This window comes from Pseudobacillus sp. 179-B 2D1 NHS (assembly GCF_045370945.1).
Lineage (GTDB): Bacteria > Bacillota > Bacilli > Bacillales > Domibacillaceae > Pseudobacillus.
Window position 1 is genome coordinate 96265 of the sequence record NZ_JBIQDP010000014.1, and the last position, 23072, is coordinate 119336.

Here is a 23072-nt window from a genome sequence, read left to right on the forward strand (position 1 = left end):
CCTCCTTTTTAATAAACCGTTTCCTTGAAGAAGAAGCCTGTATCTAATGGGCGGTGTTCCGGCTGTAACTCTTCAATTTTCTCGAGTAATTCTTCTTTCACTTCTTCGTACTGCTCAGAATCCTCTACACATAAATCAATAGCCTGGCGATAAAGCCTCGTCACTTCCAGTAAATATTCCGGTGAATGCAGGATCCCATCAATTTTGAAGCTGTCAATCCCCGCTTCTACCATTTCCTCAAGCTCGTCGATCATGCATATATCATTGGGACTCATAATATGGGTACCGTTTTTATCTTCGAAGATCGGATATTTATTTCCGCGCTCTTTATCGTATAAAAGCATGTTTTTCGCTTCTCTGCGATTTTCGATCTCCATCACTTTCCCCTGATACTCAAAATAATGGCCTAAAAGCGGCCGTTTAGATTGAAACATACATGTCATGCCATGTACTTGCACCTCAATGGCAACTTCCGCGTGCTCTTTTATATCAATCATCTCATCCATGCTTAATTCACGGGCAAGAACAGCTCTCACAGCCCCGCGTTTTCCCCAATAGTTACAAGTGAAGTAATTTGTTGCTGTAGTTTCTGTATTCCAATGCAGCGGCATATCAGGTGCTACTTCACGAACAGCCATTAGTACAGCAGGGTCTCCAAAAATAATGGCATCGGCTCCTGCTTCTTTGATAAATGCGATATACTCATCCAGTTCATTAGCTATGTCATTATGAAAAATAGCATTAACTGCCACATAAGCTTTCTTTTCTTTGCTATGAGCCTTCTCAATTGCTTTTTTAATTTCTTCTCTGCCAAACTCTCCCGCAAGGCGCAATCCATAGCGCTGCTCGCCAACAACAAATGCATCAGCTCCTGCCTCTGCAAGAAGCTCAATCGCTTCTATGTTATGCGGAGTAACAAGCAATTCTGGTTTTTTCACGTTATTTCCCACCTCTTTTGCGGCTAACTGCTAAACCATCTCCGACCGGGATGATTGCCGTGTCAAAGTCCGGATGATTCATCAGCCACTCATTGTAAGATTGAATTTTCTTTACTAAATTAATCATTCGTTTTGACTCTACCGGGATGCCGGCAACATAGCCTTTGAACAACACATTGTCTGTATATACCGTGCCCTCTGGCACTAAAAAAGCGGAATACCCCTCAAAAAATCGAGTGTACTGTCCTTTAGCAGCATCAATAAAAATCGCATCGTACGGACCCTTTTTTCCTGCCTCTGCGATTAAGTCGAGCGCATCACCGAATAACACCTCTATCCGGCTTTTGCAATCTGAACGATGGATATAATCAATAGCCTGCTGATAGCGCGATTCATCCCTTTCAATGGTGATGATCTCTGTCTCTGGAAGGGCTGCAGCCATCCGCAAGGCTGAATAGCCTATAGCCGTTCCTATTTCTAAAATCCGCTTTGGCTGCTGAATACGCATGATTTGTAGCATGGCTTCTATGCCGGCTGGCTCCATAATTGGCACTCCATGTTCCTTAGCAAAAGCTTCCATTTCAATAAATAATGGGGCACGGCTTTTAATCAATGATTCTATATAATGATGGATAATATTGTCCATAATACACCCCTTCTCCAAAAGGCCTGACTGTGCCTTATGTAACTGCGACGATCTCCTGCAACCGAACCTTTCTCCATCCTTATGAGGCAGGCATGGCTATCACAAAAAACTTTCCTGTTCAAATTAAATAATGGGGAAGCCACATTTCCATTGACAAGAAAAAGAAGAAAGCCTGTCAGCTTTCTGCTTGATGGTATTTCATTAACTTGTCTTTCCCAAAAACACTTGAACTATTTTATCACAATAGCATAGGAAAAGCGATCCTTCTGTCTATTGCTTTTGCTGTTCTTGGTAGTTCGTAATGTATTTTTCCTTTAATTTGCTATGCTCTTCTAATGTTTTAGCATAGTATACATCCCCTGCAGGAGAAGCAAGGAAATAAAGGAAATCCGTATTTTCAGGATTTAAAGCTGCCTCCATAGATGAGACACCGCTATTGCCAATCGGTCCTGGTGTCAATCCTTTTACTTTGTAAGTATTATATGGAGAATTCACTTTTAAATCTTCATACAGAACACGTTTTTTATGTTTGCCGAGTGCATACAGTACTGTTGGGTCTGTTTGTAGCGGCATACCCGCTGCCAGACGATTATAAAATACGCTCGAAATTTTATGGCGGTCCGCTTTTTCCGTAGCCTCTTCCTCGATTAAGGAAGAGAGAGTCAACAATTTATGAGTGCTCATTTTTTTTGCCGCCATAGCTGTCCGGTACTGAACAAGCACACTATCTGTTTTTTCCAGCATATCTTCCACTATTTCTTTAACCGGCTTATTCTTATTCCCATAGTGATAAGTAGCGGGATATAAGTAACCTTCAAGCGGATACTTAATGTTTTTAGCAAGTACTTCCTCAGTGAGCAGCTCTGGATACTTTTTCATCATTTCCTGAATAAACACCCGATCATTCATTACTTTCAGCACATCACTTGCCGAGTGGCCCGTTTGCTTGCCGATAACAGCAGCAATTTGGGTTAGTTGATAACCTTCTGGAACGGTGATCTTCACTTGACCTTGCCCAATCACTTTTCCTGTTTTTAAGCTTTTGATTAACTCATCCATTGTCATGCTAGGTGTAAAGGAATATTCTCCAGCTTGAAAGTTATCTTCATTTTTGTATTTTACGTAATATTTAAAGACTTCGGCATTTTTAACGATCCCTTTTTGCTCCAGCTTTTCAGCGATCACTGATAGGCTAGATCCAATTGGAATATTAACCTGAACAGGAGTATGATCTGCTTTGTTAACAGGCTCTAATGCGGATTGAATGAAAAAGTATCCGCCCGCTGCCAGTCCGCCAATCAGTAGCAGAAATAAAATAATGGCAAAAAAAATAGCTTTTCTTAACCGTCTCTTTTTGCCAGGCGGCTGGATATATGATTGTTTCGACATACACTTACCCCTTTCAACAAATAACGAGCCTTTCTTTGCTTTTTTATTATACTACATCTTTTGAGAAAAGATAGAATTGAAAAAAGACCGGGGCAGCCCCGGTCTTTTTTGATTGCTTGATTATTCCTCTTCTTCCTCATCAAGAAATGTATTCAACATTTCCTCAATTAATTCCCATTCTTCATCAGATTCAATCGGCTGAAGTTCACCATCTTCGCCGTCTTCACCAGGAATAAAGGCAGAAGCATGAATTTCAATTTCTTCGTTGTCATCTTCTTCTGCTCCAACAGGGAAATAAAGCACATAGGACTTTTCAAACTCATCAGAATCGAACGTGAAAAGTACCTCGCATAGCTGTTCATTGCCATTTTCGTCAATAATCGTAATTTGTTTTTCTCCGTGGTCCATTTTCTTCACCTCATTATTTTTGGCTGTCCAAAAATCCTTGTAGAATCATAGTGGCAGCCATCTTATCAATCACTTTTTTGCGTTTTTTTCGGCTCACGTCTGCTTCAAGCAAAACTCTTTCCGCTGCCATTGTGGTTAGCCGTTCGTCCCAGAGAACGACTGGCAGCGAAAAGCGCTTCTCTAATTTTTTTGCAAAAGATTGGGAAGCCTCACCGCGTGGACCTATCGTATTGTTCATATTTTTAGGCAGTCCAACGACAAACTTTTCAACTCCATATTCTTTGCATAAGCTCTCAATGCGTCCTAAGCCGAAATCATACTTCTCTTCATTGATACGAATCGTTTCCACGCCTTGCGCGGTCCAGCCCAATTCATCGCTAATGGCAACGCCGATTGTCTTTGAACCGACGTCCAACCCCATAACTCTCATAAAAGTTTATTCCTCTCGCTGCTGTTTTAAATACGTTTTCACAAGTTCTTCGATAATTTCATCACGCTCGAGCTTGCGAATCAAATTACGCGCATCGTTATGCCTTGGAATATATGCGGGATCGCCGGAAAGCAAATAACCAACAATTTGGTTGATCGGATTATATCCTTTTTCCTGAAGAGCCTTATATACTTTAAAAAGTACCTCTTCCACGTTCTGCTCAAACGGTTCTTCTGGAAAATTAAATTTCATCGTCTGATCAAAAGAGCTCATTAATAGCACCTCGCTTTAGGCTTGAAAGTGAAAACTCCCTCTTGTACAAGTTATTTCCATTGTACAATAAATTTTCATGGAATCAAATGGATTTCATCCACTCTTCCACAAAATTGAGCGCTTCCTCTATTTTTTCAGGATCTTTTCCTCCCGCCTGTGCCATATCCGGGCGTCCGCCTCCGCCTCCGCCACAGCGTGTAGCGACCTCTTTCACAAGTTTGCCGGCGTGATATCCTTTTTCAACCAAATCTTTTGTTACGGCAGCAACGATGTTTACTTTATCTCCAGTAGATGCAGCGAGCACAATAACGCCCGAATCAAGCTTTTGCTTTAATTCATCTGTCATTGAGCGCAAGTTGTTCATATCTGCTGCTTGCACACGGGCAGCGAGGAACTTCACTCCATTGGCTTCTTGTACACGATCAAGGAGACTGCCTGCTTCTATATTGGACAATTTTTGGGAAAGTGATTCATTTTCACGTTGCAATTCTTTTATTTCTGCCTGCAAACTATCCACTTTCGTTAAAATATCTTTCGGATTGGCCTTCAGTTTATTGGCTGCTTCTTTTAGAAGAACCGTCTGGCTGTTCAAGAATTTGTACGCCGCTTCTCCAGTAACCGCCTCAATCCGGCGTGTGCCGGCCCCGATGCCGCTTTCAGAGACAATTTTGAACAAACCAATGACCGATGTATCCGGCACATGGCAGCCACCGCATAACTCCAAGCTATAATCACCGACGGAAACGACACGGACAATATCTCCATACTTCTCTCCGAACAACGCCATTGCTCCCATTTTCTTCGCTTCATCAATGGACTTGTGGGCAATGCCAACAGGCAGGCTGTTCCAGATTTTTTCATTGACAATTTCTTCAACTTCCTCAAGCTCTTCCGGTGTCACTTGCCCAAAGTGAGAAAAGTCAAAACGAAGGCGTTCAGGCTCAACGAGGGATCCCGCTTGGTTTACATGCGTCCCTAGAACATCCTTTAAGGCTTGGTGTAAAAGATGGGTCGCTGTGTGATTTTTAATAATTTTATTACGGGCAGCAGCATTGACGCGTGCAGTCACTTTTTGGCCAGTTGTCAATGTGCCGCTTTCAATAATAGCGTGTTGAATGTTTTGACCATTTGGTGCTTTTTGCACATCTTGAACAGCAGCGCGTACACCATCCGCTTCAATAATTCCTTTATCAGCTGTTTGTCCGCCGCTTTCCGCATAGAATGGAGTCCGGCTTAACACAAGCTGAACAGCTTCACCCGTTTGTGCTTTCTCTACCATTTCACCGTTGGCAATGATAACTTCCACTGTTGCTTCAGCGGTTAATTCATCGTACCCAGTAAATTCACTTTCCACAGTAATGTCACCAAGCACGCCGCCTTGGACCTGCATGGAACCTACGTCTTGACGGGCTGCCCGGGCACGTTCGCGCTGGTTCTCCATTTCTCTCTCAAAACCTTCATGGTCAACCTTCATGCCTTCTTCTTCAGCGTATTCTTCTGTTAATTCAACAGGGAATCCGTACGTATCGTACAAACGGAACACATCAGCTCCTGCAATGGTGTCTGAACCGTTGTTTTTAGCCGACTGGATAACCGCTGATAGAATAGCCAATCCTTCGTGCAATGTTTCGTGGAAACGCTCTTCCTCATTTTTAATTACACGTTGAATAAATTCTTGCTTATTTTTCACTTCGGGATAGAAATCGTTCATGATTTCACCGACAACCGGAACAAGCTCAAACATGAACGGACGGTTAATGTGGATTTGCTTCGCATAACGGACAGCACGACGGAGCAAACGACGAAGTACGTAACCGCGGCCTTCGTTGGATGGAAGGGCTCCATCTCCTACAGCAAAAGCAACCGTACGAATATGATCAGCAATTACTTTAAATGCCACATCTTTCTCCTCACTTGTACGGTATTTCTCGCCGGAGATAGCTTCTGTTGCTTCAATAATTGGCATAAATAAATCTGTATCAAAGTTTGTCGGCACTTCTTGGATAACAGATGTCATCCGCTCAAGCCCCATCCCAGTATCGATATTTTTCTTTGGGAGTGGCGTATAGGTTCCATCAGGATTGTGGTTAAATTGAGAAAATACTAAGTTCCAAATTTCTAAATAACGCTCATTTTCCCCGCCTGGATAAAGCTCTGGGTCCGTTTCATCATTTCCGTATGACTCGCCACGGTCATAGAAGATTTCCGTATTTGGTCCACTTGGTCCTTCACCTATATCCCAGAAATTCCCTTCCAATCGAATGATTCGCTCTTCTGGCAGCCCTATTTCTTCATGCCAGATAACAAAGGCTTCATCGTCTTCCGGATGAATAGTCACGGACAATTTGTCGGGCTCAAGAGCCATCCATTTTTCATCAGTTAAAAATTCCCAAGCCCAATGAATCGCTTCTTTTTTAAAATACTCTCCAATTGAGAAATTCCCAAGCATTTCAAAGAAAGTATGGTGGCGGGCTGTTTTTCCGACATTTTCAATATCGTTTGTCCGGATGGACTTTTGAGCATTGACGATTCGCGGATTTTCAGGGATCACTCGGCCATCAAAATATTTTTTTAAAGTGGCTACACCGCTGTTGATCCACAACAAACTTGGATCATCATGGGGTACGAGTGGGGCACTCGGCTCCACACGGTGATTTTTCTCCTGAAAGAAATCTAAAAACATCTGACGAATTTGAGCACCAGTCAACGTTTTCATATACAATTCCTCCTGTTAAATAATGAATGGGATCGGTCATTTCAAGGCAACAAAAAAAGCCCCGTTCCCCGGACAGGGACGAAGCTTTTCGCGGTACCACCCTGATTATGAACCAAAGCTTGCCAGTTCATCTCTCAAAGGCCTTAACGCGGCAAACGGCAGGGATTAGCTGCTCTCCGGACTAGCTTTCCGTTACCCTTCACCTGGAGCTTCTTCCAGCCATGGAAACTCCTCTCTGACGTGCTCGGCACTTAGGTGGACTATAACATACTCGATCCATCATTGATTTATATTTGTTGAGATATATCGAATTATAAAAAACTCTGAACCTGTTTGTCAATGCGGAGCTTTTTGCAAACGGACCTTCACTCGCCTTTCCGCCATAAAGGCTGCCTTGAAAATGATGAGAACCGGCACAGCAATAATAAGGCCGATAATCCCTCCTGCCTCCCCACCAAGCAACAGGGCCCCGATAATGAATAATGGATGGAGATGGACACTTTTTCCGACGACCCACGGGGACAGCACATTCCCTTCGATAAACTGCAAAAAAAGCACGATAATTGCTGTATAGATAGCCAATCTCCCGGATATAGTTAATGCCACAAAAACAGCTGGAACAGCCCCAATAATTGGCCCAAAATACGGGATGACATTCGTAATTCCGATGATCAAGCCGAGCAAAATAGCATATTTAAGACCTATGAATGTGAAGAGCAGAGCTGCCACGGCCCCGATAACTAAGCAGACAAACAGCTGGCCTCTGATATATCCTCCTAATGATCTGTCCAATTCTTTGATAAACCGCAACGCCCTTGTTCTCCACCTTTTTGGTGTAAAGGTCCAAGCGGCTTTTTTTACCCGATCGATGTCTTTCAATAAATAAAAAGAGATGAAAGGCACAACGGCTAGCAGCAGAAGGAAATTGACCATTTTCATGAGCACATTCATAAATGCTTCCACAAGGCCTGAAAGCCAAAGTTCAAAGCTGACAATGCGATTATGAATCTTTTCTTGTATTCCATCCGGCCAAGTCAATGTTTCTGCTTCAAGAGCAATGATCTGTTCTTCATACATCTTTGACAGCTCAGGAGCACTTTGTGACAATTCTCTAAGCTGATCGATAAATAAAGGTACACCTCGAAATAAGCAAATACCGATGATGCCAAAAAACAAGATATAAATAAGCAAGATTGACATGGTTCTAGACACGCCCCGCTCAGCCATTTTTTCTACAAGCGGATGCAGCAAATAGGCTATAAATCCGCCTAATAAAAAAGGCATAAGACTCACGAGCACTCCCCGCAACAGCGGACTCAACACAGGATTTAACAAATACAAAACATACACCGTCAGCAACATTAGCAGTCCTGCACAAGCTAAATACAGCCACTTCAACTTCAATTTATTTTCCATCGGATCCGACATCCTTTAATAAACCGTTTTATCTAGTTTGCAGCTAGATGCCATTTGTTTATTCATCCAATTAAGAAGATCGATCCATTGCCTCAACAGACTTTCTTTTAAAAAAAGCTTGTGAAGGAATTCCTTCACAAGCTTTTTCAGCCCAAATCTATATGATGCCGGCCAGAGCACTCAGGGCGCTCAGCGACCAGCCCGTACGCCGGCTTCGATCTCTCTGACGGAGTCAAAAAACGACTCCTTGTCGAGTCCTCCAGCCGCCTAGCTGGCTAATCGGGTCGCTTCCGCTTTTCTTTGTCTAGCTCCGCCTCTTGGGGCTCGAGGTCATAAGCCAATCTGACTGAGTGGCAAAAAACGCCCATTCGTCAGATTAGCTTATGCTTGTCGCCCCAGAACAGTCGGCTCTGCTTTTCTAATTACCCCATTCTTCTTTTTTCTTCTTCGAATAGATCGTTGAGAGAGCTTAAGGAACCATCTTCTTCAACTTGATGAACAGAGATCACATTTTTTTCGACGGAGAGCTCAATAAAGCAATTCCAACAATAATACTGTGTTGTACCAATTTTTCCAATTTCTTTGCTTTGACAGTTTGGGCATGTAATCATGGGCGTCACCTCGCACGTTTTTTGCAAACAGGGTGCCCAGCTTTTCCCACTTTTATACATGCCCAATTATAAAAAGTCGTACGGTGTAATGGTTTTCATCCCGATCATTGGATCAATAGCCATCATGGTTTCTTCCGTTAGCAAGATTGAATCAGCCGCTTCTTCTTCTGCACAGTCATCCGCTAACACCTTTATTAACTTTTCTTTTAACGCTGTTTTACGCATCAGGTCGTCATTGCGCTCGATCCCAATTCGAAATGCCTCTTCCTCCCCGCACAGGATCAAAAATTGCTTGCTGCGAGTGATCGCGGTATAAAGCAAATTACGACGCAACATGCGGTAGTAACTTTTCACTACCGGCAAAATAACGATCGGAAATTCACTTCCTTGAGATTTATGGATAGAGCAGCAAAAAGCGTGCGTAATTTGATTCAAATCCTGTCTCGTATAGGTGACTTCATTTCCTTCATAGGAGACGATCACCATATCTTGCTTTTCGGTATTTTCTTTTGCAAAAAAGATCGATACTACTTCTCCGATATCCCCATTGAAAATATTTTGTTCCGGCTGATTAACGAGCTGAAGAACCTTATCACCGATCCGGTAATGAATGTCTCCAAAGTCAATTTGCTTACGGGAACCATCCGGGTTGGGATTGAGGATTTCCTGTAAAATTTCATTGAGCCGATCAATGCCTGCCGGCCCTTTATACATCGGAGCAAGCACTTGGATATCTTTGGCTGTAAAACCTTTCCTAATGGCGCTTTTTACAACTTGCTCTACTGCATCAGGGATTTGCTGAACATGGCAGGGGATAAAAGAACGGTCCTTTTGCTGCTTCGTCAAATTAGACGGCAACAAACCGCTTTTAATTTCATGGGCCATTTCAATGATCGAAGATCCCTCTTCCTGGCGGTAAATATCTGTTAACTTTACAGTTGGAATCACACCGGATGCGAGCAAATCCTTTAATACTTGACCAGGTCCTACAGAAGGCAGCTGGTCTTCATCCCCTACTAGCACGACTTGCATATCATCCGGCAATGCTTTAAACAATTGATGAGCCAGCCAGATATCCACCATTGATACTTCGTCCACGATCAGCAGCCGCCCTGGAACCTCTCGTCCCTCTTCCTCTTCCATCGTTTCCTGTCCACTGAACCCGAGCAGGCGATGAATGGTTACCGCGGGCAGACCGGTTGACTCAGCCATCCTTTTTGCTGCCCGGCCTGTTGGTGCGGCAAGCTTAATTGGAAACGGTTCATCCTTTCCATACGCTTTAGGATCCAGCGAACAGCCATGCAATTCCGAATAAAGCTCCACAATGCCTTTAATGACCGTCGTCTTTCCCGTGCCTGGACCTCCCGTCAACAGCATAATTGGCGACATCAATGCTGTTTGAATGGCTTCTTTTTGTGATGGTGCATATTGTACGCCTGTTCTTTCCTCCAAATCGCCAAGTGCCAACAGAAATTCTGATTCAGGGAACTGGTCTTCATACTCTGTTTGCTTAAGCAAGCGCTCAATATTTGTAACAAGGCCTTTTTCCGAAAAATATAAAGAGGGTAGAAACACACGGTTATCTTCCCCGACCACTTTTTCCTCTTGCTCCAAAACAATCAGCTGCTTCGCTATCGCCTCAAAGGCGATTTGCTCTTTTCCGCTCTTTTCAAGAAGCGCCTTCACTTCTTTTAACAGCGGTTCTGCTTCCAAATAGCAGTGACCTTCCTGCATGCACTGCTGTTCGACAGTAAACAAAATTCCTGCTTTAATACGGTCGGGATGCTCACCCCCAATACCAATTTGCGCACCAAGCTCGTCTGCCCGACCAAAGCCAATTCCTTCGATATCCTCCACAAGTTGATAGGGATTTTTTTGGATCACTTCAATGGCCTGCTGCTGATAAGCCTGATAAATTTTCATGGAAAGCTGTGGGCCAAAACCATACTGGCTAAGTGCGATCATAATTTGCTCAAGCCCTTGATGTTCAAGAAGCGTTTCATAAAGCGACTGGGCCTTGTCTGCAGGGAGTCGTGGCACCTCTTCAAGCGAAGAAGGGTCATTGAGAATTTTGGAGATCGCTCCCTCTCCCAGCGTTTCTACAATGGTTTCTGCTGTTTTTTTCCCAATTCCTTTAAACAAGTCACTCGATAAATATGTGACAACCCCTTGCTTCGTCTGCGGGATTTCCTTTTGAGCATGCCGCGCATGAAACTGACGGCCAAACTTAGGGTGTTCCTTAAACACGCCATAAAAAGAGTACACTTCATGTTCATGGATTTGTGGAAAATACCCTGTAACAACCACTTCTTTATCTTCACAGACATCATTCGTTTCAGTGACTCGAATCCGCATAACTGAGTAAAAGTTCTCTTCATTATGGAAAATCGTCACCAGATGCCGCCCTTTTACATATTTTTCTCCATTTGCAAACAAATCCATTGAGCCTTGTTCCATCGGAGGCACTCCTTATATGTCATTAGCTTTTTCTATCATTTTCTTTCCATAGCCAGCCAGCATATGATCTGGCTGAACTTCAAGCGCACGGTTGAACATAGCTAAAGCTCTTTCTGCATCTTCCAAATGTCCCGCATAGGCAACACCAAGATTATAGTAAGCATCCGCATGCCCCGGATCTTCTTCAACCACTTTCTCTAGCTGGCGGATCGCTTCATCATAGGCTTGCACCTTCGCTAAAGAAAGGCCCAGTTGAAAGCGGGCTTCTGTATCAGCTTCATTTAACTCCACTGCACGCTGTAAATATGGAAGGGCAAGGACGGGTTGATCCAGCTGAGCAAACGTCATGCCAAGCATAAAAAAGGCGTCGCTCTCTTCTATTCCTGACTTAACCGCTTGTTCAAATTCACGGCACGCCTCCTCTAGTCTTTCTTGCTCATAATAGAATGTACCGAGTGCATAATGCGCAGCACCTGCTGCTGGCTCTACTTCAATAGCTTTTTTATAAAATCGCTCAGCCCGCTCAAGCTCACCAACTGTCCATAACACATGACCAAAATTAATATATGCCGTCGGATCTTCCGGAGCTTCTTCAATTCGCTCTGAAAATAGCTTTAACGCTTCCTCCACTTTTCCTTGCTGCAAATATTCAATACCTTGTAAGTTCTTGTCCATTGGTCACCTCTATAGTTATATTCATCAAAATTATACCACAGAGCTGCATCGTTCTTAACAGAAGAGATTAGCTTGAAAAAGAAACGAAGACAGCTCAACGAATCAGTCCCTGTCTTCATTTTTAATGAAGGCAAGCGAAGCGCTTGTTTGTCTATCCTTAAACGCTCATTGATAATTTCTCTAGTAAATCGACTTATGACAGGTAATATGAGACAAAGAGCTAAATTATTTATTTTCACTGATTCAGAAGATTACGGCCTAAAATTCTAGATGTATTGAGCAAAAAATAAAACCTTTAAAGCAGAACACCGCTTTAAAGGTTTTATCTTGTCTCTTTACCCGACATATGTCAGTCTTTCTCCATTTTTAAACACTTGGTCAATCGTTGCGCCGCCAAGACACTCTTCTCCATCATAGAAAACAGCGGCTTGTCCCGGCGTAATCGCCCGGACAGGCTCATGAAAGTCCACTTTTACTTTTCCATCTTCAAGTAAATGAACCGTCACTTTGTTGTCCTGCTGGCGATAACGGAATTTTGCCGTGCATTCAAACGACTGCGGCTTTGGCTGATTTGAGACCCAGCTTACTTGATCAGCAATCAATGAATTGGAATACAACAAGTCATTATGAAATCCTTGTTCAACATATAGGATGTTCTTTTCTAGGTCTTTTCCCACTACGAACCAAGGCTCGCCCGATCCGCCAATACCAAGGCCGTGACGCTGTCCGATCGTGTAATACATTAATCCATCATGACGGCCTTTTACTTCTCCGTCCATTGTAGTCATCAATCCTGGCTGTGCCGGCAGGTAACCGCTTAGAAATTCCTTGAAATTGCGTTCTCCGATAAAGCAAATGCCCGTACTGTCTTTTTTCGCCGCTGTCGCGAGGCCTGCTTCTGCTGCAATTTCACGCACACGCTTCTTATCAATATCCCCAATTGGGAAAAGCACTTTTTCAAGCTGATCTTGCTGTAGCTGGTTTAAAAAGTATGTTTGATCTTTATTTTCATCCACGCCACGAAGCATTTTCACTTCTTCGCCGCTGTGATCTACCCGTGCGTAGTGGCCTGTTGCCAAATAATCCGCTCCGAGACTCATGGCGTGCTCGAGAAAGGCTTTAAACTTAATTTCTTTGTTGCACATTACATCCGGGTTTGGCGTACGTCCTGCTTTATATTCATCGAGAAAATACGTAAATACCTTTTCCCAATATTGCTTTTCAAAATTAACGGCATAATAAGGAATGCCGATTTGATTGCACACACGTATGACGTCGTCGTAATCCTCTGTTGCTGTGCAGACGCCAGATTCATCTGTGTCATCCCAATTTTTCATAAAAATCCCGATGACATCGTAGCCCTGCTCCTTCAATAAAAGGGCGGCAACCGAAGAATCCACGCCGCCGGACATGCCGACAACCACACGGGTATCTTTCGGTGCTTTCTTCATTTTGTCCACTCTCTTTCTAAGCAGGGATAGTTACTTACTTATTTGTTAGGCGTTCAATAATTGCCGCCAAAGCTTCTCCTGCTTGATCTATTTGTTCTTTCGTATTGGTGATGCCAAAACTGAAACGGATGGAGTTGCGAAGGCGTTCAGATTCCTTCCCAAACATTGCCACGAGTACATGCGATGGTTCAATTGACCCCGCTGTACAAGCAGATCCGCTCGAAGCAGCAATTCCAGCAAGATCTAAGTTCACAAGCAACGATTCTACATCTGTTCCAGGAAAACTCAAGTTTATCACGTGAGGCAATGATCGTTCAAGCGATCCGTTCATCGAAAAGTTCACCTGTTTTTCCGACAGCACCCGGGTGAGCTGTTTCTTAAATGACATATAACGCTCTCTTTTTTCTTCCATGGATGCCATTGCCACTTCAATTGCCTTTCCAAAACCAGCAATCGCCGGAACATTCTCTGTTCCCGCTCGGCGCTTTCTCTCCTGCTCGCCGCCAAAGAGGCCAGGGGTGAGTGTGAGCCCTTCTTTTACATAGAGAAATCCGATGCCTTTTGGGCCGTTAATTTTGTGGCCTGATGCCGACAGCAGGTCAATATGTTCGGCTTTCACATCAATCGGTACAGCTCCGTATGCCTGCACTGCATCCGTATGAAAAACAGCCTGGTGTTCTTTTAACAGTTCACCAATCTCAGCAATCGGCTGGATCGTTCCTATTTCATTATTTCCATACATGATCGATACTAAAATTGTATCTTCCCGCAGGGCGGCCGCCAGGTCTGACAGACGAATAAGTCCTTCTTCATTGACTGGCAAATAGGTCACTTCATATCCTTCATTTTCAAGATGAGCGCATGTATGAAGAACTGCATGATGCTCTATAGATGATGTAATAATATGACGGCCGCGTTGCTTCATCGCTTGTGCGGTTCCAACGATGGCTAAATTGTCAGCTTCGGTGCCTCCGCTCGTAAAAATGATCTCGTTAAAATTAGCACCAATGCTTGTTGCCGCCATTGTCCGTGCTTTGTCTACAACCTGCCGTGATGCTCGGCCAAATGAGTGGATGCTTGACGGATTGCCAAAGGTGTCATTCATTTGTTCTACCACTGTTTGTGTTACTTCCGGATGCATGGGAGTCGTTGCCGCATGATCTAAGTATATGCGTTCCATTCCTCTGATCTCTCCTTAAATATAAAACATGTAGGCGTCGGATTGGCCGTTGCCGTCCGTGTGCTTCGCCAAATCCTCCAATGTTGTATTTTCAAGCACTCCTTTGATCGCGTCGCTAATTCGAATCCACAGCTCACGCTTTGCCGGCTCCTCGTCTTCAATGCCTTCAACGAGACTGATTGGTCCTTCTAGCACGCGAATAATGTCTCCCGCTGTAATTGTTTCCGGTTCTCTGCCAAGTACGTACCCGCCATAAGCGCCACGTATGCTGCGAACAAGTCCAGAGTTACGGAGCGGTGCAATCAGCTGCTCAAGATAGTGCTCTGACAAATTGTGGGCACCCGCAATAACTCTTAAAGAAGTCGGGCCCTCCCCGTGTCTCTTTGCCAATTCAATCATAATTGTTAATCCATATCTTCCTTTAGTTGAAATTCTCATATGTTTACCCCCTGATTTTGAGCTTTTTTCCATTCATTTACTCTGTTTATTAGTATATCGGAAAATTGTTGACATTGCGGCAATGAAACCCCAACCGCCGTTCCCATTAGCAAACTGAATAGAAACGTGCCGAAGTGAACCGGTCCACCGATCAGCCAGGCGATGGCTAACACGATAAATTCCATTCCTCGCCGGATGCTGGATACTTTCCAGCCTGTTTTTTTCATGACAGCCAGCATAAAGCTGTCTCGTGGCCCAGCGCCAAGCTGTGCAGAAAGATAAAAAGACATTCCATAAGCCATGACAAACACACCTGCAATAAACATGACGAGCTTTCCTTTGAAGCTGCCGGGTGTGACAATGATCGGCAGCCATAAAAAGAAATCAATGAAGATACCAACAAGCAGCATGTTTAAATAAGCCCCTATTTGCGGCCATTCTCGCAAATAGAAAGAAGCAATCCCTAAAATTAAAAGACCGACAAGCACCGACCATGTACCAACCGTCAGTCCTACTTGTTCATACAATCCTACATGAAGGGCATCCCACGGCGTTGCCCCAAGGTCTGCTCGAATCAATAGAACAATACCGAGAGACATAAATAAAAGGCCAATCGTAAAAATCGTCAGCCGAATCACAATATTCCCCTGCTTTTTTGCCTTTTCTCTTTTCATCCATTTTTCCCCTTATCGAATGGATTGTCTATTACCTTTAATATAGTCAGCTTTCGCTATTATATCATAGAAAACCGGTCAAAAAACATGCTCTGCTCTCATTTCCTATGATACAGTGGAGAAAAAGAATTAGATCAAGAAATGAGGAATAAGCATGAAACCATTAGCCTTTCGAATGCGTCCGCGGACGATCGAAGAAATTGTTGGCCAGGAGCACTTGGTCGCCCCTGGAAAAATCATTTATCGCATGGTCGCAGCAAAGCAGCTGTCCTCCATGATTTTATACGGCCCGCCCGGCGTTGGCAAAACATCGATCGCCAGTGCTATTGCCGGCAGTACAAAATATGCTTTTCGGACATTAAATGCTGTCACCAGCAACAAAAAAGACATGGAAATTGTGGCTGCCGAAGCAAAGATGTCGGGAAAGGTCATTTTACTTCTTGATGAGGTCCATCGGTTGGACAAAGGCAAACAAGATTTTTTGCTGCCATTTTTGGAGAATGGGATGATTACACTAATTGGAGCGACCACAAGTAATCCCTACCATGCAATCAATCCCGCGATTCGCAGCCGCTGCCAAATTTTTGAACTAACACCGCTGACACCTATCCAAATTGAAGAAACATTACGGAGGGCTCTTGAGGATAAAGAACGGGGTCTCGGCAGTTATCATACGGAGGTAGAAGAAAGCGCCCTTCAGCATTTTTCCCAGGCGAGCGGTGGTGATGTGCGCAGTTCATTAAATGCCCTTGAATTAGCGGTGTTATCTACACCTCCAAACGAAGAAGATGTCGTTGTTATTAGCCGTGAGATAGCTGAAGAATGCTTGCAGAAGAAAAGTTTCTCTCACGATAAAGACGGTGATGCTCATTATGACGTGATCAGTGCTTTTCAAAAATCCATCCGGGGCAGCGATGTGAATGCGGCTCTTCATTACTTGGCACGGTTAATTGAAGCTGGTGATTTGCCCAGCATTACAAGAAGGCTGCTTGTGACGGCTTACGAAGATATTGGTCTTGCTAGCCCACAAGCAGGACAGCGGACACTCGCCGCTATACAAATCGCGGAAAGGATTGGTTTTCCGGAAGCCCGAATTCCACTGGCAGCAGCCGTTATTGAATTATGCTTGTCACCGAAGTCCAATACAGCCATTACAGCGATCGATGCTGCTCTCACTGATATACGTGCTGGTAAAAGCGGTGACGTGCCTGACCATCTGAAAGACGCTCACTATGCAGGCGCCAAGGAACTTGGCCGTGGGATTGAGTATAAATACCCTCATAATTATGACAGCGGCTGGGTGAAACAGCAGTACCTTCCTAATACGTTAAAAAACAAACGCTATTACGAACCGAAGCAAACAGGGAAATTTGAACAGGCGCTGTCTGGCATCTATGAAAAAATTGAGAGAGGGAAATAACAGACAAAAAATTGAACATGCCCATGGCTATTGCAGATGTTTCTCTGCTTGAAAACTTGTCATATCCCCTCCTTCCTTTCGGTAAAATGATAGGAGTATGACAAAAGGAGAGGTTGTATGGTCAAGTCGTATGCTGAAACGGCTAAATTTGAACATGAATTTTGGTTGCAAGTATTAGGTGATCATGCCCGCTTCATTCACGATTCGCTTGCTCCAACTGAACAACGGGATATCAAACTGGCCCATCACTTCATCCAAGCTTTTGACCAGCTGTTGGAGAGCGTTCGAAGAGGAACAGATGATTTACTAGCGCTCAGCAGGCTGGCTGAGGGAGAAACAAAAAAGCTAAGAGCACTCAAACTCGATCTTATACGCAGGCATCTTATAGGAAAAGTGTCCATCCATCTAAGTCCCACCTTTATTAGCCATATGGTGAATGAACTTGACGAATATATGCGCCTATTAAATGACTTGAAAATAGGAGAAGTTCCTCCGATTTATCACGCGCTCCATCACCATTTATTGTGGCTGCTAGATGCAGCAGGCCACGCTGGTGCCATATCAGATAACATGGATCAGATTGAAAAGAAAATTAAGCAAAAAAGCGACAGCTTTACAAAGGATTTTGAAGCTTTTTACTTAAAAGCAGTAGAAATGACGGGATTCTTGCGGACTGCCCTTTCTACCTTTCCTGCATTGGATCGTTTTAACCAAGACACTTCTCTGGAAATAAAGCTATTTATGAATTTTCTCCGGGAAATTGAAGAACTGGAGATTAGTAAAGAAGCACTCGGAACATTCGCCCCGCTTATGGCTGACCATATGATGAGGGAAGAATGCTACTATTTAATGAAGCTCGCTGAGTCTACGGGACTGCAAATGCCAAGCTGCGATCCAACAAAGCCAAGAATAAATGAATAGCGAAAGAAAAGCGGCTGGTTTGCCAATCAGCCGCTTTTCTTTATTTAATCTCCTAAATGAAAAATGACACTTAAGCTATTTAATTTTTAAAAGCTCAAACAAGCATAACCCCGTTCTAATTTTAGGACGGGGGTAGAATACAGTTGTTTAACTTTTAATATAAGATATTTCACTGGACTAAAATTTAACTCTCTGTACACTAAGCTTAAGCAGCGACATCCCGCTTTGCAAACGTGGTAAATGCCAACAACTGAAAGAGGATATAATACACGGCAAGCACAGCTAGTGAAAAACCAGGCGTCATGCCTTCCACGAGCGGCTGCCCACTTTCAAATTGCATTAAATTTGTATTGGCAAACAGTAAATATTTGGCCCATTCATATTTCATAGCAATAATCATTGTCACATTCATGCCGACAAACAACAGGAATAAAGACATGCCGATAGCAAGCGAGCTGCTGCGGAATACGGCTGAAATCATAAACGCCATGGTGGCAAGCATAAACACATCGACGGACTTTAATACATACACTTTCAACAAGTAAAGGAACATGCTTTGTTCAACGACTTTCCCGCCTTCGTAGGCCAGGTGGGCAGATTCTCCGGAAGTGCCAAACAAGACAGCGCCAATCAGCGCAGATACAAGAAAGAGCACGGATATCATAAATAAACCGAACAGCACAACTGCCAAGTATTTAGAAAATAAAATTTTTGTGCGGCTGATTGGGCGGATCAGCAATAGCTTCACTGTTCCCCATGTGTATTCACTTGCAACAATTCCTCCTGCAATGATAATCATAAATAATCCTGCAAAGCTTAATAGATCACTGTTTCCTTCGATAAAAGACAGCATGTTTGTTTTTGTATCAATAGGTACATTATGCTCAAGTCGATAATCATTTACTTTTATTTGTCCCTGTAAGTATTCCTTACGATCTTTTGACATGCCCGTATCTTCTTGTAATTCTTTTTCATAACCAGCCGTTTCCGCCTTGATTATTTGTTGCCAGTCTGGCGTCTCTTTCTGCCGGCTCTCATCATACTTTGTAAAGCCGGCAAATGTACCTGCCATGAGAATTAGCAACCCGATCATGACATAGGTGCCAGGCCGTTTAAAAATCTTGATCCACTCGTTTTGAATTAAGCGTACCATTAGCTCACCGCCCCTTGCTTTTCTGTTATTTCTAAGAACCTTTCTTCCAGTGTTTTAGACAGTTGCTTGGCTTCATATACCTTTATATTCTTTGAAACAAGCAGACTAATCACTTCTGGAATTTGTTCTTTGTTTGCTTCAATGGATAAACAGCTTTCCGATATTTTTATTTGGGCGCCTTGGAAGGAAGCGGATAGTAATTTAGCTGCTGTTTCTACATGATTTACTTCTATTGAGTAAATTTCACGTCCGTCATCTACCCAGTCATGGACTGATTGGACATTAATTAAGCGCCCCTTTTGGATAATACCAATCCTGTCACACATCATCTCCATTTCTGACAACAAGTGGCTTGATACGATAACCGCCATTCCTTCTTTCTCTGCTAAATCACGGATATACTGGCGAATCTCTTTTATACCAGCAGGGTCAAGTCCATTTGTCGGCTCATCCAGAATGAGAATTTTTGGTTTGTGGAGAAGAGATTGAGCAATACCAAGACGCTGACGCATGCCGAGCGAATATGTTTTTACTTTGTCATGGATGCGGTCACTGAGCCCGACAAGCTCAATGACTTCGTCGATTCTTTCTTTCGTTATCCCTTTTTGCATGCGGGCATATTGTTGCAAGTTTTGATAGCCGGTTAAAAACTTATACATTTCAGGGTTTTCCACGATAGCCCCAATATGGCTCACAGCTTTCTCAAAGTCTTTTTGAATGCTGTGCCCACAAATGACAATGTCTCCTTCTGTCAATTTCATCAGCCCGACAATCATCCGAATAGTTGTTGTTTTGCCGGCTCCATTCGGACCGAGAAAACCAAATACTTCCCCTCCCTGTATTGTGAAACTTAATGAATCAATGATTTTTTTCCCCTTAATGATTTTGGAGACGTTTTTTAATTCTACTAATGCAGTCATGAACTAACCCCCTATTGGTAATTCTTTTTCAGCCATTGCAATACTGACAACCCTTCTTCTTCCCGAAGCTCCTCTACGTGGCAGCGGGCACGCACTTTTCCCTCATCTAAAATAACTGCTTCTTCCAAAACTGGCTCAATCTCTGTAATTTCATGAGTAGTGATAATAACCGTCTGTTCACCAAAATCAATAAAAGAAACGAGTCCTTTTACGATCGTGTCTCTTACCATCGGATCAAGCCCTAAAAAAGGTTCATCCAATAAAAGGACTGGAGCCTCACGTGAAAGAACAAGCAGCAGCTTCAGCCGTCCCTGCTGGCCTTTTGACAGTTTTTTCACTTTTTGATGACGCTCAAGCTGCATAAACTGAATCAGTTCTTCCGCTTTATTCATTGAGAAATCGTTATATTGAGAAGCAAAAAACTGAATCATTTGTTCCACGGTCAGTCCCGGATAAATCATTCCTTCACTCGCAAGATAAGCTACATCTTGAGCAATGTAACGATCTACCTCCCGCCCGTTAATCATTACCTCGCCTTTTGTAGGAAATACGAGACCTGCCGCCATTTTCATCATCGTTGATTTTCCACTGCCATTTGGCCCTAGAATGCCATATATTTTTCCTTTCTCAAACTGAAGGTTAATGTCATCCAAAGCTTTTCTCTTACCGTACTCTTTCGTGACATTTCGCAATTCAATCATTGCCGGCTGTCCCCTTTCCCGATAAAAATTGTTCCACTGCTTCTGCGATCTCGCCGTCTTCTACACCAATCCCTCGCATATTCTGTATAAAAGTTTCGATCATCTCCCGCTGAATCTCTACTCTTAGCTGCCTTTTCATCTCGCTTTGTTCAGTCATAAACGTTCCCTGCCCTCTCCTCGTTTCTACTACGCCCATGCGTTCCAACTCTCCATATGTTCGTTGTATTGTATTTGGATTAACACCCGACTGAATAGCCATCTCTCTTACAGATGGCAGCTTCTCACCCGGGCTGACCTCGCCACGGACAAATTGCTGAATGATCCGGTCAGCAATTTGCCGATAGATCGGTTTCGATGTTTTGAATTCTTCTGTCATGTTTTACACCTCTACTTTTCGATTGAGCAGCCAGGCAGCAGCTAAAAACAAAGCAACATGAAGGAGAATGGAAAAAATAACCGGCCATATTTGAACAGCGCCGTTCTCAATAGAGAAATGCATTCCGCCTACTCCCCATGCTCTCGCACCGGATTCACCGATATTTACAGTCCAACTTTCAAACCACTTTTGAACAAATGGTACTTGCAACAGCTTTGCTGTTATCCACTGGAGAAAGACATAGACGGCAATCACAACGAGCCAGCGTAATTTCTTGAATACCGGATAGGCGTTCAGCGAATGATACACCGCCCAAAGGAACAATCCCCAAACGGCAAAATATAAGGCTCCCGCTGTAAGGGCAATATTTAGCAAAAACCCTTCCCTGTAGGGCATCTGATTCTCGGGTGTATCAATAAAGCCTTGCGGCAAAGCAATGTTCAATGAAATGAGCGCCAGAACATCTGTTAGAACTAAGGAAACAATAAAAGCAGCAAGTGCCACCAAGATTTTGGAAAGCAGCAGCTTTACACCGCCTGCTCTACTATGCAGCCAATACTGCCCTTTCTCCTCCGCCCTCAGCAAGATCATTTCCGCAATCGGCAAAAGCGCCACATGAAAAAAGTAGATCATGAAGAGAAATGGAAAAACGAGAAAAAACTCTCCATAATAAACAGCAACTGCAAGGCCACAACCATATACTGCCAATACAAGAATCAGCCATAGCCAAAAATAATTTCTAATCAATAAAAAGTCTTTTCTTAACAGTCCTTGAAACATTAACGATCCCCCCGCGTATCGGTGTTCTAGTTAGATAGTACACTAGAACATTGACACTGTCAATTCCCATTTCCTGTTTTTTCTCATAAAAAAAGCCACCCTGTCTTTCTAGGGTGGCTCTCCTATTAACGATAATAAGTCAATGAGCGGAAGGAGACTTCCTTTGATTAGAAAAAACCTCTTTCTGCTCTGTATTATGCTTTTACCTACTTCTGCCTTGCTGCCGACCGTTTCTCATTTTTACTCTCTCTAGCCATAACGGTATTAGAAAGAAAGAGCTTATATTTGCTTTTCATCATTTACACGAGTAATTTTAATGTCTTTTAATAACTCTCTTACCACATAGCTGGCCATGACCAATCCGCAAACAGAAGGAACAAATGCATTAGAGGCAGGAGGCATTTTCGCTTTGCGAATCTCCGCTTGATCATTGCCAACTATCTTGCGAACATCCTCACGAATAACAATGGGACTTTCATCAGAAAATACAACCGGGATGCCTTTACGGATTCCTTCTTTTCTTAGACGAGTACGAATCACCTTAGCGATAGGGTCCGTGTGAGTCTTTGAGATATCCGTAATTTGAAAGCGCGTTGGGTCCATTTTATTAGCTGCCCCCATGCTCGAAATGATTGGAATGTTGCGTTTCAGGCATTCTTTCATTAAATGGATTTTATAAGAAATGGTATCAGAGGCATCAACCACAAAGTCCAAGCCATACTTAAAGAACTCTTCATAGGTTTCTTCTGTATAAAACATATTGAGCGTAATGACTTCACATTCCGGATTAATGTCAGCAATTCGCTGCTTCATTACTTCTGCCTTTGGCTGGCCAATTGTTGACAGCAAAGCGGGCAGTTGACGGTTCACATTAGTAATATCAATGGTGTCTTTGTCTACGAGTACTAGACGTCCTACCCCTGAACGAGCCAGTGCTTCCACAGAAAAGGAGCCAACCCCGCCGATACCGAGAATAGCGACGGTACTATTTTTTAAAATGTCGAGCCCTTCTTGACCGAAGGCAAGTTCATTACGTGAAAATTGATGCAACATGAATAGGATCACTCCATAACTTTAATAATATATTCTTATCTTTTCA

Annotated in this window: 22 protein-coding genes and 1 pseudogene; 2 read left to right on the forward strand and 21 right to left on the reverse strand. The window is 43.3% G+C overall.

The window, feature by feature from the left end; genetic code table 11:
* Positions 1-8: 8 nt before the first annotated feature.
* The 15 genes from ACH0BF_RS14875 to ACH0BF_RS14945 all read right to left on the reverse strand — a co-directional run bounded on the left by ACH0BF_RS14875 (position 9) and on the right by ACH0BF_RS14945 (position 15702).
* Entirely contained in the window at positions 9-938 is a 930-nt protein-coding gene (locus ACH0BF_RS14875) for a peptidase U32 family protein (protein WP_406909571.1), read from the reverse strand.
* Between the two features lies 1 nt (position 939).
* On the reverse strand, positions 940-1584 hold the full coding sequence (locus ACH0BF_RS14880) for an O-methyltransferase (protein ID WP_120033246.1): 645 nt from the start codon (positions 1582-1584) through the stop codon (positions 940-942).
* Between the two features lie 270 nt (positions 1585-1854).
* On the reverse strand, positions 1855-2973 hold the full coding sequence (mltG, locus tag ACH0BF_RS14885; protein ID WP_340853201.1) for an endolytic transglycosylase MltG: 1119 nt from the start codon (positions 2971-2973) through the stop codon (positions 1855-1857).
* A gap of 120 nt (positions 2974-3093) precedes the next feature.
* Entirely contained in the window at positions 3094-3390 is a 297-nt protein-coding gene (locus ACH0BF_RS14890; protein ID WP_259455581.1) for a DUF1292 domain-containing protein, read from the reverse strand.
* A 4-nt stretch (positions 3391-3394) separates the two neighbouring features.
* Complete coding sequence (ruvX, locus tag ACH0BF_RS14895; RefSeq protein ID WP_340853199.1) at positions 3395-3811, reverse strand: Holliday junction resolvase RuvX; 417 nt, start codon at positions 3809-3811, stop codon at positions 3395-3397.
* Between the two features lie 6 nt (positions 3812-3817).
* The gene (locus ACH0BF_RS14900; protein ID WP_041097404.1) at positions 3818-4084 is read right to left on the reverse strand and encodes an IreB family regulatory phosphoprotein; all 267 of its coding nucleotides are present in this window, start codon (positions 4082-4084) and stop codon (positions 3818-3820) included.
* 82 nt (positions 4085-4166) lie between these two features.
* Entirely contained in the window at positions 4167-6800 is a 2634-nt protein-coding gene (alaS, locus tag ACH0BF_RS14905; protein WP_340853198.1) for an alanine--tRNA ligase, read from the reverse strand.
* 336 nt (positions 6801-7136) lie between these two features.
* Positions 7137-8216 carry an AI-2E family transporter gene (locus ACH0BF_RS14910; RefSeq protein ID WP_340853196.1) on the reverse strand — a complete coding sequence of 360 codons (1080 nt, stop codon included), beginning with the start codon at positions 8214-8216 and terminating at the stop codon, positions 7137-7139.
* Between the two features lie 422 nt (positions 8217-8638).
* Complete coding sequence (locus tag ACH0BF_RS14915; RefSeq protein ID WP_120033258.1) at positions 8639-8827, reverse strand: hypothetical protein; 189 nt, start codon at positions 8825-8827, stop codon at positions 8639-8641.
* A 66-nt stretch (positions 8828-8893) separates the two neighbouring features.
* Positions 8894-11284, reverse strand: a complete 2391-nt coding sequence (recD2, locus tag ACH0BF_RS14920; protein WP_340853192.1) for an SF1B family DNA helicase RecD2 — start codon at positions 11282-11284, stop codon at positions 8894-8896.
* A 12-nt stretch (positions 11285-11296) separates the two neighbouring features.
* Positions 11297-11959 (reverse strand): tetratricopeptide repeat protein, encoded by a 663-nt coding sequence (locus ACH0BF_RS14925; protein WP_406909572.1) that lies wholly within the window; start codon positions 11957-11959, stop codon positions 11297-11299.
* Between the two features lie 335 nt (positions 11960-12294).
* On the reverse strand, positions 12295-13410 hold the full coding sequence (gene mnmA, locus ACH0BF_RS14930) for a tRNA 2-thiouridine(34) synthase MnmA (protein WP_120033268.1): 1116 nt from the start codon (positions 13408-13410) through the stop codon (positions 12295-12297).
* A gap of 34 nt (positions 13411-13444) precedes the next feature.
* Positions 13445-14590, reverse strand: a complete 1146-nt coding sequence (locus tag ACH0BF_RS14935) for a cysteine desulfurase family protein (protein ID WP_340853188.1) — start codon at positions 14588-14590, stop codon at positions 13445-13447.
* 15 nt (positions 14591-14605) lie between these two features.
* Positions 14606-15028, reverse strand: coding sequence for a cysteine metabolism transcriptional regulator CymR (cymR, locus tag ACH0BF_RS14940; protein WP_120033274.1), 423 nt, complete (start codon positions 15026-15028; stop codon positions 14606-14608).
* A complete protein-coding gene (locus ACH0BF_RS14945) occupies positions 15025-15702 on the reverse strand; it encodes a YczE/YyaS/YitT family protein (protein WP_120033277.1) in 678 nt (225 codons plus the stop codon). The genes cymR and ACH0BF_RS14945 overlap by 4 nt, the downstream gene beginning before the upstream one ends.
* A 148-nt stretch (positions 15703-15850) precedes the next feature.
* Between ACH0BF_RS14945 and ACH0BF_RS14950 the strand changes: the two genes are divergently transcribed.
* Positions 15851-17122, forward strand: a complete 1272-nt coding sequence (locus tag ACH0BF_RS14950) for a replication-associated recombination protein A (protein WP_120033280.1) — start codon at positions 15851-15853, stop codon at positions 17120-17122.
* Positions 17123-17239: 117 nt separating this feature from the next.
* A complete protein-coding gene (locus ACH0BF_RS14955; RefSeq protein ID WP_340853185.1) occupies positions 17240-18043 on the forward strand; it encodes a DUF2935 domain-containing protein in 804 nt (267 codons plus the stop codon).
* Positions 18044-18248: 205 nt separating this feature from the next.
* On the opposite strand, the gene ACH0BF_RS14960 is transcribed toward ACH0BF_RS14955, so the two are convergent.
* The 6 genes and pseudogenes from ACH0BF_RS14960 to ACH0BF_RS14985 all read right to left on the reverse strand — a co-directional run bounded on the left by ACH0BF_RS14960 (position 18249) and on the right by ACH0BF_RS14985 (position 23026).
* The gene (locus ACH0BF_RS14960) at positions 18249-19196 is read right to left on the reverse strand and encodes an ABC transporter permease (RefSeq protein WP_120033286.1); all 948 of its coding nucleotides are present in this window, start codon (positions 19194-19196) and stop codon (positions 18249-18251) included.
* Between the two features lie 262 nt (positions 19197-19458).
* Positions 19459-20116 (reverse strand): annotated as a pseudogene (locus ACH0BF_RS14965) (ABC transporter ATP-binding protein); the annotation flags it as partial.
* Positions 20117-20127: 11 nt separating this feature from the next.
* On the reverse strand, positions 20128-20817 hold the full coding sequence (locus tag ACH0BF_RS14970; protein ID WP_120033292.1) for an ABC transporter ATP-binding protein: 690 nt from the start codon (positions 20815-20817) through the stop codon (positions 20128-20130).
* Positions 20810-21193: a GntR family transcriptional regulator gene (locus ACH0BF_RS14975; RefSeq protein ID WP_120033295.1), complete on the reverse strand. Its 384-nt coding sequence runs from the start codon at positions 21191-21193 to the stop codon at positions 20810-20812. Before ACH0BF_RS14975 ends, ACH0BF_RS14970 begins: the two co-directional genes overlap by 8 nt.
* A 3-nt stretch (positions 21194-21196) precedes the next feature.
* Positions 21197-21973 carry a hypothetical protein gene (locus ACH0BF_RS14980; protein WP_340853178.1) on the reverse strand — a complete coding sequence of 259 codons (777 nt, stop codon included), beginning with the start codon at positions 21971-21973 and terminating at the stop codon, positions 21197-21199.
* 279 nt (positions 21974-22252) lie between these two features.
* Positions 22253-23026: a tRNA threonylcarbamoyladenosine dehydratase gene (locus ACH0BF_RS14985; protein WP_340853176.1), complete on the reverse strand. Its 774-nt coding sequence runs from the start codon at positions 23024-23026 to the stop codon at positions 22253-22255.
* Positions 23027-23072 lie beyond the last annotated feature (46 nt).